The 14,286-nt window shown below is 35.8% G+C and carries 17 protein-coding genes; 15 read left to right on the forward strand and 2 right to left on the reverse strand.

Annotated elements, in window-relative coordinates; translation table 11 throughout:
• Nucleotide 1: 1 nt before the first annotated feature.
• Complete coding sequence (locus tag VUJ46_RS21805) at nucleotides 2–496, reverse strand: DUF456 domain-containing protein (RefSeq protein WP_326982758.1); 495 nt, start codon at nucleotides 494–496, stop codon at nucleotides 2–4.
• A gap of 345 nt (nucleotides 497–841) precedes the next feature.
• Here VUJ46_RS21805 and VUJ46_RS21810 point away from each other — a divergent pair, with 345 nt between their 5' ends.
• The 13 genes from VUJ46_RS21810 (at nucleotide 842) to VUJ46_RS21870 (ending at nucleotide 11,696) form a co-directional block, all read left to right on the forward strand.
• The gene (locus VUJ46_RS21810; protein WP_326982759.1) at nucleotides 842–2,107 is read left to right on the forward strand and encodes a mechanosensitive ion channel family protein; all 1,266 of its coding nucleotides are present in this window, start codon (nucleotides 842–844) and stop codon (nucleotides 2,105–2,107) included.
• A gap of 117 nt (nucleotides 2,108–2,224) precedes the next feature.
• A complete protein-coding gene (locus VUJ46_RS21815; RefSeq protein ID WP_326982760.1) occupies nucleotides 2,225–2,560 on the forward strand; it encodes a DUF2085 domain-containing protein in 336 nt (111 codons plus the stop codon).
• A 9-nt stretch (nucleotides 2,561–2,569) separates the two neighbouring features.
• Nucleotides 2,570–2,800: a hypothetical protein gene (locus VUJ46_RS21820; RefSeq protein WP_326982761.1), complete on the forward strand. Its 231-nt coding sequence runs from the start codon at nucleotides 2,570–2,572 to the stop codon at nucleotides 2,798–2,800.
• A 54-nt stretch (nucleotides 2,801–2,854) separates the two neighbouring features.
• The gene (locus VUJ46_RS21825; RefSeq protein WP_326982762.1) at nucleotides 2,855–3,574 is read left to right on the forward strand and encodes a pyridoxine 5'-phosphate synthase; all 720 of its coding nucleotides are present in this window, start codon (nucleotides 2,855–2,857) and stop codon (nucleotides 3,572–3,574) included.
• 123 nt (nucleotides 3,575–3,697) lie between these two features.
• The gene (locus VUJ46_RS21830) at nucleotides 3,698–4,477 is read left to right on the forward strand and encodes an alpha/beta fold hydrolase (RefSeq protein ID WP_326982763.1); all 780 of its coding nucleotides are present in this window, start codon (nucleotides 3,698–3,700) and stop codon (nucleotides 4,475–4,477) included.
• Nucleotides 4,478–4,592: 115 nt separating this feature from the next.
• Nucleotides 4,593–4,841, forward strand: a complete 249-nt coding sequence (locus tag VUJ46_RS21835; protein WP_326982764.1) for a microviridin/marinostatin family tricyclic proteinase inhibitor — start codon at nucleotides 4,593–4,595, stop codon at nucleotides 4,839–4,841.
• Between the two features lie 17 nt (nucleotides 4,842–4,858).
• Nucleotides 4,859–5,089, forward strand: a complete 231-nt coding sequence (locus VUJ46_RS21840) for a microviridin/marinostatin family tricyclic proteinase inhibitor (protein ID WP_326982765.1) — start codon at nucleotides 4,859–4,861, stop codon at nucleotides 5,087–5,089.
• 23 nt (nucleotides 5,090–5,112) lie between these two features.
• On the forward strand, nucleotides 5,113–5,343 hold the full coding sequence (locus VUJ46_RS21845) for a microviridin/marinostatin family tricyclic proteinase inhibitor (protein ID WP_326982766.1): 231 nt from the start codon (nucleotides 5,113–5,115) through the stop codon (nucleotides 5,341–5,343).
• A gap of 83 nt (nucleotides 5,344–5,426) precedes the next feature.
• Nucleotides 5,427–6,413: an MvdC/MvdD family ATP grasp protein gene (locus VUJ46_RS21850; protein ID WP_326982767.1), complete on the forward strand. Its 987-nt coding sequence runs from the start codon at nucleotides 5,427–5,429 to the stop codon at nucleotides 6,411–6,413.
• Complete coding sequence (locus VUJ46_RS21855) at nucleotides 6,376–7,380, forward strand: MvdD family ATP-grasp ribosomal peptide maturase (RefSeq protein ID WP_326982768.1); 1,005 nt, start codon at nucleotides 6,376–6,378, stop codon at nucleotides 7,378–7,380. Before VUJ46_RS21850 ends, VUJ46_RS21855 begins: the two co-directional genes overlap by 38 nt.
• Nucleotides 7,381–7,624: 244 nt before the next feature.
• Nucleotides 7,625–8,638 (forward strand): NAD-dependent epimerase/dehydratase family protein, encoded by a 1,014-nt coding sequence (locus tag VUJ46_RS21860; RefSeq protein WP_326982769.1) that lies wholly within the window; start codon nucleotides 7,625–7,627, stop codon nucleotides 8,636–8,638.
• Nucleotides 8,635–10,401 carry an AMP-dependent synthetase/ligase gene (locus VUJ46_RS21865; RefSeq protein WP_326982770.1) on the forward strand — a complete coding sequence of 589 codons (1,767 nt, stop codon included), beginning with the start codon at nucleotides 8,635–8,637 and terminating at the stop codon, nucleotides 10,399–10,401. Before VUJ46_RS21860 ends, VUJ46_RS21865 begins: the two co-directional genes overlap by 4 nt.
• A 236-nt stretch (nucleotides 10,402–10,637) precedes the next feature.
• Nucleotides 10,638–11,696, forward strand: coding sequence for a diphosphomevalonate/mevalonate 3,5-bisphosphate decarboxylase family protein (locus tag VUJ46_RS21870; RefSeq protein ID WP_326982771.1), 1,059 nt, complete (start codon nucleotides 10,638–10,640; stop codon nucleotides 11,694–11,696).
• Nucleotides 11,697–11,766: 70 nt separating this feature from the next.
• Here the strand turns inward: VUJ46_RS21870 and VUJ46_RS21875 are convergent, their stop codons facing one another.
• Entirely contained in the window at nucleotides 11,767–12,849 is a 1,083-nt protein-coding gene (locus tag VUJ46_RS21875; protein ID WP_326982772.1) for an endonuclease/exonuclease/phosphatase family protein, read from the reverse strand.
• 287 nt (nucleotides 12,850–13,136) lie between these two features.
• Here VUJ46_RS21875 and VUJ46_RS21880 point away from each other — a divergent pair, with 287 nt between their 5' ends.
• On the forward strand, nucleotides 13,137–13,583 hold the full coding sequence (locus VUJ46_RS21880; RefSeq protein ID WP_326982773.1) for a nuclear transport factor 2 family protein: 447 nt from the start codon (nucleotides 13,137–13,139) through the stop codon (nucleotides 13,581–13,583).
• A gap of 45 nt (nucleotides 13,584–13,628) precedes the next feature.
• Nucleotides 13,629–14,006, forward strand: coding sequence for an SMU1112c/YaeR family gloxylase I-like metalloprotein (gene gloA2, locus VUJ46_RS21885; protein ID WP_326982774.1), 378 nt, complete (start codon nucleotides 13,629–13,631; stop codon nucleotides 14,004–14,006).
• The last annotated feature ends 280 nt before the right edge of the window (nucleotides 14,007–14,286 follow it).

Consider the following 14,286-nt stretch of genomic DNA (forward strand, 5'->3'; position numbering starts at 1 on the left):
TTTAGTTTAAAATATTAAGCATATTCAACAATACTACCAAAAACATTGCCACGCCTACAATAAAACTGAAACCCGTTCCGTAAATAAACCCTACAAATGCTCCCTTTGTGGATTTCCACGCCTTGTGCAGGTCTTTGTGGTCATGCAATAATTCTCCTATAAAAACGCCCGCAAACATCCCGACTAAAAAACCTAAAGGAATAGGCAGAAATAAGCCTATGATCGTTCCCACGAAAGACCCTATACTTCCCCAGCGCGTTCCTCCGTATTTTCTGTTGGTTTTTGCAGGGATCACATAGCTTAACACCACGGAAGCCACCGTGAGTATTCCGAAAACCCAGACATACAGCATGGGGAGGCTTGCATCAGTACCGAATTTATATAGTAATAAACCACAAATGCTTAGCAGAAGTCCCGGTAAAACGGGCAAAAAAGTACCCAGCATTCCTATAAACAGAAGAACAAGGCAGAGTATATTAATTAAGGTGGTATCCATGCTGAAAATTTATACCGCAAAATACAAAATAAAGAAGAATTTTGTTTAAGGTAAATATTTTTTGGGATGATAATTGATGCAGTAAGACTAAGCAATCCGGTAAGATGGTATGAAAATATTTTTTTGAAGTCTTTAAAGGAAGCTGAAAATTAAAGTAATACTGTTTTCTTTTTTGATTTACCTTCATAAACTAAATATCAGTAGCGTTGGATGAAACCTGATGAATACGTATTCAATGATGTTACAGCCCCACAGGGGGTGAATAATGTAAAGGAAATTTCGGAGATAAAATGGTATAAAGCCAATTGTTTTTAAAATCGGACCTAAATTTTTAAATTTGCTGTAATGAATGACCAGATAAAAGAAACCAAAAGTTTTTTACAGGAACTTACCGAACCCCTTTATAGCTATATCAGCAAAATATCGCCTACCGGATTTGACTGGATTTTTCATATTATGATAAAGCTGCTTTTGCTTGGTGCCATTTTTTTGATACTGGATTTTGTATATAAATTTATTATCAATTTTGTATTCCGGTTTTTCCGAAATCAGGAAAAGTTTCCGGTAATACAGTCTATCTATCAGTCTAAAATTTCCAATTCCCTGGCGCATATCGGGGCGCTTATTTTTATTGGGGGGATTCACGAATCTATTTTTTACGGCGCATTGCCTGCCACAACTATATTCATCAGTCGATGTATTAATCTGGCTTTGGTAATGATTATTGCAGGTATGTTGTATCGAGCGCTCACGGCCTTTAGGTATTTTTTTACAATCAAACAGGATTTTTACAAAATCATGGCGCTGAATGCCATCTCTGAAACGGTGAAGATTCTGGGGATCTTTATTTTTTCCGTGGTGGGAATCTGTGTGGTCTTTGGAATAAAAGGAAGTACCATTGTAGGAAGTCTGGGGGCAATTACCGCGGTATTGGTTCTGGTTTTTAGAGATACGATTTTAGGGTTTGTAACAGGGATACACGTGGCCACCTCTAAAAATCTTAAAGTGGGGGATTGGGTAAGCATCCCAAAGTATGCCATTGAGGGAAATATCACTGAAATAAATCTTTTAACAACCAAAATCACCAATTTTGACAAAACAGTTTCTACCATCCCTACCTATGATCTTTTAACGACGGAGATTAAAAATATGCAGATCATGTCTGAATCTAATACCCGAAGAATAAAGAAATCTATTTACTTTAATATTACCTCTTTTAAATTTTTAAACGATGAAGATATTGAACGGCTTAAGCAAATCAATCTGATCTCGGATTATCTCGAAGGAAAAACTGCAGAGCTAAAAAAAGAGAAGGAAAATATTAAACATAAAGACAAAATAATCAATGGAAATCAATTGACCAATGTCGGGGTTTTCAGATATTATGCTCAGAAATATATTGAAAATGATCCGGATGTCAATCAGGACGCTACCAGAATGGTTCGCCAGCTCGATATTACCACACAGGGTTTACCTATGGAAATTTACTGTTTTGCAAATGATTCTAAATGGGAACATTTTGAACAGATTCAGGCTGATATTTTTGATCATTTAATGGTGGCTTCTAAGGAATTCGATCTTCAGATCATGCAGATCGGTCTGCCAAAATAATCTGTAGATCTTTTAATTTTATTATTTTAAGAATGTAATTAGTTAATTTGCATATGTTTATTGATTAAATTAATGTAAAAAGCGTTGTTGGAATATTTATTTTTGTATTTTCGTGACATGACAAAAATACAATGGGTAGATTGCCACAGAATGCCATCTAGATCTTTTTTCTATAAAAAGAAGCAATTTCCGGTATGTGCAAGATGCACAGGGATCTACATAGGCTTTCTTTTTATGATTCCTATGTTGTGGTTTCATCAGATTGGATTTTTTGTGAGTCTGCTTCTTATTCTGCCTACCCTTGTGGACGGTCTCACCCAGGCTTACCTCAATAGAGAAAGTAACAATTTTCTGCGTTGTGTTACCGGTGTTTTGGCCGGAATTGGAATGAGCGGATTAAGTGAACGAATTACTTATCATACATACAAATTCATCGAAATATTATTATCTTAAAAACAAACTATGAACGATTTTAATCAAGATTACCAAAAGAATTCAAACCAGCAGAATGAAGATTTACATGTTGGACTGAAGATTTTATCATTTTGTATTCCTTTGGCGGGTGCAATTATTTACTTTATTAAAAAAGATAAAGAGCCGGTGGCGGCGAAATCGGCCTGTAATTTGGCTTTGATCGGTTTAGGAGTTAATATTGTTCTTACCGTCGTGAGAATCGTCCTTCAAGGAAGTTAAAAATGTTTATACGAAAAGCCCAATTTTTAAATTGGGTTTTTTTATTTTTGTAGTATGACAAAATTAAGCGTAAACATTAATAAAATTGCAACCATTAGAAATGCAAGAGGAGGTGAAACACCCAGCGTGACAGAAGCTGCAATTAAAATTCAGGAGTTCGGAGGACAGGGGATTACCATTCACCCGAGACCTGATGAAAGACATATTACAAGAAAAGATGTTTATGATCTGAAGCCGCTGGTTACCACAGAATTTAATATTGAAGGGAATCCCCACAGGTCATTTATAGATATGGTTTTGGAGGTAAAACCGGAACAGGTGACTCTGGTTCCTGATGCTGACGATGCGATTACATCGAACGCGGGATGGGATACCCAAAAACAACTGGATTTTCTTAGTGAGATTATTGCAGAATTTAAAAATGCAGGAATAAGAACTTCAATTTTCCTTGATCCTAATCCTCAATTGGTGGAGTATGCTGCAAAAACAGGTGCCGACAGAATTGAATTATATACTGAAGCGTACGCAAAGAACTATTTAACTAATAAAGAACAGGCAATCAAACCTTATTATGATACTGCCGTTATCGCTTCTGGATTTGGATTGGGAATTAATGCAGGACACGATCTTAGTTTAGATAATTTAAAATATTTTGCGGACAATATCCCGAATTTGCTGGAAGTTTCTATCGGTCATGCGCTGGTTTCTGAAGCATTATACATGGGATTAGAAAATACAGTTCAGGCTTATCTGAAGAGATTGGCAAAATGGTAAATTTACAGACGATAGATAATAGATTTCAGATAAAAGACTAAAAATATAATGGTCAGTTTGTCATCTAATATCTGAAATCTAATATCTAAATATCTGAAATCTAATATCTAAATATCTAAGAAAATGGAAATTTTACATTCAAAAATATTTGGCGAAACAATTTCGTCTACACCTCTTTTGGTATTTCATGGATTATTCGGAATGCTGGATAACTGGGGAGGCTTTGGGAAAGATCTGGGAGAGTTTTTATCCGTTCATCTGATAGACCTTAGAAATCACGGAAGAAGTTTTCATTCCGAAGATATGTCTCATAATGATCTGGCTGATGATATCATGCGCTATATGAACCATTACGGAATTGAAAAGGCGCATATTCTAGGACATTCCCTCGGCGGAAAAGCAGTGATGCAATTCGCGATAAAATATCCTCAAATGGTTGATAAACTAATTGTTGTTGATATTTCTCCAAAGGCGTATCCTCCACATCATCAGGGCATTATTAAGGCATTGCAAAGTGTTGACTTTAATACGGTAAATTCAAGAAATGAAGTCGAAGCCATGCTCACACACTATATTCCTGAAAAATCCACCATCCAGTTTTTAACAAAGAATCTGTACTGGGATGATGATAAAAAGCTAAACTGGAGATTCAATCTCAAAACATTAGCTGAAAAATATACGGAATTTGTCTCTAATGCTGTGCAATTTGGTGTTTTTGATGGAGAGACTTTGTTTATTGCCGGAGAAAAGTCGAACTATATCCTTCCTCAGGATGAATTTTCCATTAAGCAGCAGTTCCCGAAAGCAAAAATAGTAACTGTAAAAAATGCAGGACACTGGGTTCAGGCAGAAAATCCTGTGGATTTTGCTATAATTGTAAAGGAATTTTTGAATTTGGGTTAATGTTATGCCGGTTTTAATTTAAATTTGTTAAAATTTTATTAAAATATATATTATTCTTCTCTGTGTGATTTTTTTTTAATACTTTAGAAGCACTAAATCACTAAATATTAATACCATGGAAAAGAAAAATTCTAAAAAACCTTTTTTTGCATCCTTCCTTGAAAAGCAGATCAAAGATCCGGAAACGATACAGGGAGGTTCGTCTCCGATTCTTACAGCAGCACTTGAAGATAGTCCTGTTACGACAAACCCTTTAAAAGATTCTGTTACTTCTGTCGTGATGGATACCGTAACTCGTCCCGGAGGCGATCATGTGACTCTGAAGTTTCCTTCTGACGGTGATGACGACACTCAAACCGTATAATCTGAGAACTGAAGAGTATGAAAAAGAAAAATCTGAAGAAGCCCTTCTTCGCTTTCTTTTTGGAGAAACAAATTCAGGAACCTCAAAATGTTCAGGGAGGAAGTACAGCCATCATTACGGCGCCACTTATTGATGCCAGTACAGCGCCTGTTATGGATGGTATTAGCAGTCCGGTTCAGGATCACGTTACCCTGAAGTATCCCTCTGACAGCGATGAGTCGGGAGAGATTTCAATCATTGAGCTTTAAAACAATATCTAAAAACTAATAATATGAACAATAAGAATGTAAAAAAACAGCCTTTTTTTGCTAAATTTTTGGAAAAGCAACTAAAAGATCCTGAAACAGTAAAAGGCGGTAGCGATATTATTACCATCCCTGAGAGAGATTCTAGTGTAACTAACAAATTTAATGATACGGCAACGCTTCCGGAAAAGGATCTTGCGCAGACACAGAAGTACCCTTCAGATGGTGATGACGATATCCAGTATATTGATCTTTAGACCCACAGGTAATTTAAACTATATAAAAAGGAAAGGAAGCTTAAAACGTTAAGTTTCCTTTTTTAATAAAAAAAAATAAATCAATGATCCTTTGTATTACCCATTCGCAGGATTTTTACAATATAGATCTCTTTTTTGAATATCTTCAGACCAAAAATATTCCGTATTTCAGGCTTAATTCCGATCATCTGAATCACCTTTATAAAATAAATGTGAATGAAGATTCTTTCGAACTTACTGATGAATCAGGAAATACCATTCACTCAAAGGATGTAAAAGCGGTGTGGCACAGAAAATCCTGGCGGATCACGGTTCCTGAAGAACTGGATGACCACTATGAAAAGATATTTACAAAGGAATATGTGGCACTTCGTGATAACCTGATCACCACACTGGAAAATGTTCCGTGGATCAATTCCTTTGAAAGTGAAAAGAGAATTGATACGAATAAAATGCTTCAGCTTAAAATCGCCAAAAAGAATAATTTAGTCATTCCTAAAACTCTTTTTTCCAACGATGAAGAGAAAATTACGGAATTTTTTCACCAGCATTGCAATGGAAAAGCGGTCGCCAAACTACACGGCGTGATTACTAAATCGATGAGCGGTGAAAACTTCCTTTCAACCACGGTTATTAATGAAGATAATCTGGAATATATTGCTGATATCGCCTACTGTCCCATGATTTTTCAGCCTTATATTGACAAAGAATATGAACTGAGGATTGTATATGTTGACGGTGAATTTTTTACTGGAAAGATCAATAACAGCGAAAATGTGGATTGGAGAGTTGCTCAGGAAAATTATTTTTGGTCTGATTATGATTTACCTCAACATATTAAGTCCAATTTATTATTCATGATGCAGGAAATGAATCTTTACTTAGGAGCCATTGATATGATTAAAGGAAAAGATGGAACATATTATTTCCTTGAAGTCAATCCGCAGGGAGAATGGGGGATGCTACAGAAGGAATTAAATTTCCCTATAGCACAAAGAATAGCAGACAATCTTATAAAAAGAATAAATATCCATGAACAAAATTTTAATTATCACTCATACAAAAGATAATTTTTCAATTGAAAAAGTGACGGAATATATTGACAAAAACGGATGTGAAGTCATTCGTTTCGATGTTGATTTATATCCTTTAAAAAATAAATTAACCACTTCATTTCAGGACGGAAAATGGAGCACAACGCTTGAAACCCCTGAAGCAAAACATCGTTTGGATGACATTGCAGCCATCTGGTATAGAAGAGCCTACAATATTGGGGAAGGTCTGCGTGAGGAATTGGAACCTAAGTTTTTTGGAGCCGCGATGGGCGAGATCCGTAATACGCTTTTCGGCTTTTTGGAGTCTGTGGATGCGTATTCATTGGGAAAACCCAGTATTTACAGAAGGCTGGACAGTAAGGAGGAGCAGCTGAAAATTGCTGAGAAAATAGGGTTGAAAATTCCTGAATCATGCCTTACCAACAATGCAGATGAAGCCAGACAATTTATATTAAAACATAAAAATGTAGTTGCGAAAATGCAGACCGGTTTCGCGATTTATGAAGATGGTGTTGAAAATGTGGTGTTTACCAACGTGGTTTCAGAAGATAAGCTGGAAGAACTGGATTCTCTTTTGTATTGCCCGATGCAGTTTCAAAAGATGATCGAAAAGAAAAAGGAACTTCGGGTAACCGTTGTCGGTCGTGATGTTTACGCCTTTGAAATTGATTCTCAACAGTCTGAAGATGCTAAAATCGACTGGCGAAAAGATGGGGTCAACTTAATTGATAAATGGGTACAGACCGAACTTCCCAAAGATATTGAAGATAAAGTTCTGGAATTATTGGATGTTTATCATGTAGATTATGGCGCGCTGGATATCATCGTTTCGCCGGATGATGAATATTATTTCATCGAGATCAATGCTGCCGGAGAGTTTTTCTGGCTAGATAACCTTACGGAAGGAAACCTTATTTCCAAAAGTATTGCCGATGTTTTGTGTGACAAAGCACCGAGAAGAGATAATATGGTTTTGATGTAAATTAAAGAAATTATAATTGATACGAATAGAAACGGACTTCAGTCCGTTTTTTTTGTTATAGCTAGAGTTGAAGTTGAAGCCCAATATGTATCAAATCTAAAATTTTGCGACTTTTATCGATATTTCACCTTAAAATCTCCTTTAAAAATCGCAAATTTGCAGTTGCCTATTTCGGCAGATTTTTCGGAATTGCCGATTAGAAAATATTGTTATAATTTAGTCCACAACCAAGTAAAAATAATGAATGGTTTTTGTAACAGGTGCCACCGGAATTTTGGGTAGAGTCGTCGCTCTGGAACTTCTGAAAAGAGGGAAAACAGTGCGCGCTTCAAAGCGTCCTACAAGTAATTTGGATGATGTAAAGCATTCTTATCAGTTTTACACTGAAAATCCGGATGAATTTTTTAGTAAAATTGAGTGGATTGATGTGGATTTTGATGATATTCAGTCCCTTCAGGATGCGCTGAAAGGAGTAGATGAGGTTTATCACTGTGCTGCAAAAGTGGGATTTAATCCTAAAGATGATAAAGAAATCTATCATACCAATATTAAAGGAACAGAAAATTTACTCTTTGCCTGTGAAGGTTCTGAGGTTCAAAAATTCCTTCATGTAAGTTCGATTGCGGTTCTTGATCTTTTTAATGAAAAAGGGGAGCTGGACGAGAGTTCCGATTTTAATCCCAAAGAAGAGCATTCTGCTTATGCCATTTCGAAACACCTTTCAGAAATGGAGGTTTGGAGAGCTTCTGCTGAAGGTTTGAATACCATCATCGTAAATCCGGGAATGATTATCGGAAGCGGAAATTGGGGCAACAGCAGTGGAGATATTTTCCCAACCTTTGAGAAGAACAGTTTTACGTTCTCGGGCGGTACAAGCTATGCAGATGTAAGAGACGTCGCGAAAATCTGTGTCGAATTGATGGAGAAAAATAGGTTTGCAGAACGTTTTATCATCATTGCTGAAAATAAAAGATATGCCGAGCTGGGAAGGCAAATCAGAAAGGCATTAGGCTTAAAAGAAGCGAAAATACTTTCCGATTTTCAGCTGAATGTAGGGGTTTGGGCAAACCGGCTTTTCGGATGGCTGATTCCCGTATTGAGAATGGCGACAAGAACGAATGTAAAAGCAATTTCATCGCTGAATATTGTTTCCAATCAAAAAATTAAAGATCGATTAAATTACCAGTTCATTCCGTTGGAAGAATCGGTAGATTTTCATCTTAAAAATTATATTAACGACAAAAAGCTGAAGAAATGAATCTTGCAGAGGCGATTATCCAAAAGAATGTAGAAAAACATCCCTTAAAAGCTGCTATTGGCTTTAAAAAGAAAGAAGGCGGATGGAAGGAGCTGAGCTGGAAAAAATTTAGTGAAGTGGTCTATAAAACTGCCAATGCATTAAGAAATGCCGGAATTGGGGAAAATGATAAAGTGGCTATTTATGCTGATAATTCCGGAGAGTGGATGATCTTTGATATGGCAATTATGTCCATAGGCGCGATTACCGTTCCTATTTACTCAACCAATAATACAGAACAGGCAGAATATATTATTACCGATTCTCAGGCTAAGCTTATTTTAGTAGGAAATCAGGCACAATATGATGCGTCTCTCGAAGTATTACAAAAGGGGAGCTGCCTTCAGACGATCATTATTTCTAAAAAAGCGGTCTGGATCAAAAAAGAATTCAGCAGTTTTTATCTAGAAGATTTTATCGCGAAATCATCACCAAAATTTGAAATTCAGAAAAAGGAATTTGATGATGTAGCGACTCTTATTTATACTTCCGGAACGACAGGAACTCCGAAAGGAGTGATGTTAACGCACGGAAATTTTATCAAAGCATTTGATGCTCATTTTGAATTTTTTAAGTTTAAAAATTTCGAAGAAGAATTATCACTGGCATTTTTACCGTTAACCCACGTCTTCGAAAGAAGCTGGAGTTTACTTTGTATGTATGGCGGTGCGAGAGTGTATTTCCTTGAAGATCCGAAGGATATTGCAAAAACATTAGAGGAAGTAAAGCCTACCATGATGTGCGCAGTTCCGAGATTTTTCCAAAAAGTATATGCAGGCGTTTTGGAAAAGGCCGAAGAAGGATCATCATTAAAGAAAAAGATCTTCAACTGGGCTGTGGAAGTCGGAAAACAGACGGCTGAATTCAGAAGAAATGAACAGGCGGCTCCGCTGGGTTTAAAGCTGAAAGAAGGAATTGCCGATATGCTGGTTTTCAGTAAAATTAAAGGAAAAATGGGCGGTAGATTATGGTTTTTACCTTGTGGCGGCGCGTCTTTATCCCCTGAAGTTACCCAGTTTTTCGAATCGGTGGGAATTCATATTACGGTTGGATATGGTCTGACGGAAACTACAGCAACTTTAACCCTTTTTCCGTTAACTCATTTTGAACATGGAACAAGCGGAAAACCTTTACCAGGCGTAGAAATGCGTATTGGAGAAAATGATGAAATCCAGGCGAGAGGAAACGGGATCATGAAAGGGTATTACAACAAACCTGAGGAAACACAGAAAGTTTTCACTGAAGATGGTTGGTTTAAAACAGGAGACGCCGGAAAATTTGATGACAAAGGAAATTTAATTATTACCGACAGAATCAAAGATCTGATGAAAACTTCTAACGGAAAATACATCGCTCCGCAACAAATTGAAAATCTTTTAACGAACAATAACTTTATTCAGCAGATTATTTTAATTGCGGAAGGAAGGCAGTTTGTTTCTGCGTTAATTGTTCCTAACTTTGAGTTTTTAAAAGAACATTTAAAGCGAAACAATATTCCGTTTACGAACTGGGAAGAAGTTGTTCAAAAGAAAGAAATTATCGATCTTTATAAAGAGAAAATAAAAGAATTACAATCTCATCTGGCAGATTATGAAAAGGTGAAGAAATTTACGTTGATGCCTGCAGAATTTGACATCAATACCGGAGAAATTACTCCGACTTTGAAGGTGAAAAGAAATGTGGTTCTTAAAAAATATTCAGATATTATTGAGAAAATGTATTAAGAGCCTGTTTAAAATTTTACCGTTTTATTTATTATCCTTAATGAAGTTGATCTTTGCTCAATTTTGATGCTCTTTTGAGCGTATTTTTCACTTCCTATTTTTGATTTAGCCCGCTAAATCTGCAAACACGAAGCAAAAAATTCATCTCAAAATAGCTATAAAAATTTTTGGCAATAAAATTTAAACAGCCTCTAAAAATTTAGCTTAATAAAGTTTTATCATTTTTAAATTAAACTATGACAACAACACAAGAATTTTTAGGAAAAGAAGAATTTTCGATATATACGCAAACGGTTTCGGAAAGCTGTCCTTCGAATATTGCCCTGATCAAATATTGGGGAAAATATGACAATCAGATTCCGGCGAACCCGAGCATCAGTTATACTTTAAATAACTGTAAAACCAATACCACAATGGAGTTTTTGGCGGATGAGCCTTTTTCTGTTCAGACTTTTTTGGCTGGAAATGAAGAACTGAAGTTTGCCGAAAAAATAGAAAAATATTTCAAAAATATTGAACAGTATCTTCCGTGGATTTTAAAAGGAAAATACATTATCAGAACTGAAAATACATTTCCTCACAGCTCAGGAATAGCGAGTTCGGCATCAGGTTTTGGAGCAATTGCAAAATGTCTGATGAAGCTTGACGGAGTTTTTTCGGGGATAGATTCAGAAGAAGAATCACTGAGAAAAGCTTCGTTTCTCGCAAGATTAGGAAGCGGAAGCGCATGCAGAAGTTTGTACAACGGATTAGTCGTTTGGGGAGAATCTCAGGTGAGAGGAAGTTCAGATCTTTTTGCGGTAAAATATCCTGATGAAGAAATTCATGATATTTTCAAAGATTTTAATGATTGGGTTTTACTGATTCATGAAGGGCAGAAAAGCGTTTCTTCAACGGTGGGACATGGTTTGATGAATACCAATCCGTATGCGGAAAGAAGATTCTTGGAAGCCAGAGAAAATTTTGGTCCGATGAAGGAAATTCTGGAAAGCGGAGATATGCAAAGTTTTATCCGCTTAGTAGAACATGAAGCACTTACTTTACACGCTATGATGATGATGAGCGAACCGGCTTTTATTTTAATGAAAACAGGAACGCTGGAAGTAATCAATAAAATTTGGGATTTCAGAAAAGAGACTAATTTACCTTTATTCTTTACATTGGATGCGGGAGCAAACGTTCATCTTTTATTCCCTAATGACGGTTCTGAAGAAAAAATTAAAACTTTCATCGAAGCTGAATTGCTACAGCATACTCAACATAATGGAGTAGTGAAAGACATCATGAAATTTTAAGATAAAATATCAATAGGAGCGGGCTTTAGCCCGCTTTTTTCGTTATAATGGAATTGACTTTAGTCAAAATTTAACCTTCCGTCACCACAGCATCACGTTCTCCATCCTCCTCTTTTCCTTCCCGAATCATTTCCTCAGCCTCCGCTTTTTCCTCCTGTGTAGCATGATCTATTCGTTCTTCCTGTTCATCATTTTGATGGTCAATGAAAAATTCACAATAAACCGGAAGGTGATCGGAACCAAAATTTTCAAGCGTTTTTAAATCTTTAATGAAAATATGCTCGCTGTGGAACATCAAATCAATAGGAAACCTCAGAAAACGGTATTTCGCATGAAAAGTAGAAACAAAAGAATGCCCGATTCTGGGGTCGATCAAATGACTTGTTTTTCTGAACAAAACCGAGGATTTCGACCAGGCAACATTATTAAAATCTCCCACTACAATCACAGGTTCTTTAATTTTTCTCACGCGTTTCGCAATACTTAGCAGATCGCCGTCTCTTTCCTTTGAGGTTTCTTCTTCCGTCGGACTTGGCGGTGGCGGATGTACTCCGAAAAATACAAATTGGAAGCCGTCTTTCGTCTGTAAATGAGCTTCAATACTAGGAATATCATCGGCAACGAAAAAGTAAGTTTGTGAATCTTTAACCTCAATTTTAGAGTAAAAATGCATTCCGTAGGTATTTTCCAGCGTCACTTTATGCTGATAAGGATAATCTTTCTCAAGCGGACGAAGGGCTTTTTCCCAATCACCATTGCTTTCCATGGTTAGGAAAATATCAGGTTGATATTTTTCTATCAATTGAGTAAATCTGTTATATTCATTATTGAATTGATACACATTAGCAGAAATAAAGTTCAGTTTTGCTGAAGATTGATATTGTTGAGTATGCTTTTTTACAGGATAAAGCGGGGTATATTTTACCAAAGTAACTGCGTGATGAATAAACAGAATAATTAAAAGTCCCTGATAATACCAGATATTATCCGAAGAACCTACGATAAAGCCTAGAATAAGCGTGAAAAGAATAAAATAGGTAATCTGTATTTTACCAAATTCTGGAACACGAAATATCCAGTGAGAATTTTGAATTTTCGGAAGGATGGTTAAAATTAGTAATAGTACAATCAGAATCAGGTAAGCTGTCCACATATATATTGAAATAAGAGGATAAATTTAACTCATTTTTATCATTTTTCAAATCAAGCGGTTTTTAAAGTTTGTTAATGTGTTCTCGGATTAATGCGGTTTTCTTTTTGAATTTGCCCCAATAAACCCTGAAGGGGGTAAATATCAGTAGCGTCGGGTGAAACCCGATGAATACGTATTCAATGATATTATAACCCCGTAGGGGTTGAATAATGTAAAGGAAATTTCAAAGATAAAATGGTATAACGTTTATTTTGCTTATTTTTATTCGTTTAGTTAAATACAAGATCATGAATAAATTACTTGCAGTCACAATATTTTTGAGTATTTTCTGTTTTGGACAAAGCGATCTGCACAAAGAGGTCGAAAAGCCTATTCGTCAACTGTTTTTAGGAATGAAAACCGCAAATCCTGAACTAGTAAAAACCATATTTGCCGAAAATGCTATTTTCCAAACGATTACTAAAGATGGAATTGTAAAAACAGATAAAGTGGAAGATTTTATTACATCCATTTCAAAGTCTTCCAAAGATGATCTGGATGAAAGAATTTCCATAGAAGCAATTCATGTGGATGGTCTTCTGGCAAGTGTTTTTACACCGTATTCTTTCTATTATAAAGCGAAACTTTCACATTGCGGTGCGAATAGTTTTCAATTAATAAAGCAAAATGGGGAATGGAAAATACAATATTTAATTGATACAAGACGAAAGGAAAACTGCAAGGATCAAAAGTAAAAAGTTTACAAAAATTATTAGAAGAAGAATTTAAAAAGTTTTAAAATGAAAATCCATCATATTGCCATTATTGGCTCAGATTACGAAGTTTCCAAGAAATTTTATACTGAAGTTTTAGGCTTAAATGCCATCCGTGAAGTGTATCGTGAAGAAAGACAGTCGTATAAACTCGATCTTGCGATTGGAGAGCATTATGTGATTGAATTGTTTTCCTTTCCCAATCCGCCGCAAAGACCTTCCAGACCGGAATCTTGTGGATTGAGGCATTTGGCATTTTCCGTGGATGATGTTAATGAAAAACGTCAGGAATTAATCGGTAAAGGGTTGGCTTGTGAAGATATTCGGATCGATGAATTTACAGGAAAAGAATTTTTCTTTATCCAAGATCCGGATCAGTTACCGCTGGAGTTTTATGAAGCTTAATTAATTGATATTTGATGCCACGAATGCACGAATTTTAAGTATTAATTCGTGCATTCGTGGCTAAAAAAATAAATTTATGCTGTGTTGTTCCTTTGGTAAATTTGTTTTTTTTACCGCAAAAGAATCAAAAGAAATTTTAGAAGTTTTTTGGATATTTCTTCAAAAGAAAACAAAATAAAAATTAAATAATTTTAAAACTATTGTGTTCTTCTCAACGACTTAGTATTTAGCTAAAATTCTAAAGTATTAAAAAATTTTGTGACTTTTGTGGTTTAAAAAG

This window comes from Chryseobacterium sp. MYb264, from assembly GCF_035974275.1.
Taxonomy (GTDB): domain Bacteria; phylum Bacteroidota; class Bacteroidia; order Flavobacteriales; family Weeksellaceae; genus Chryseobacterium.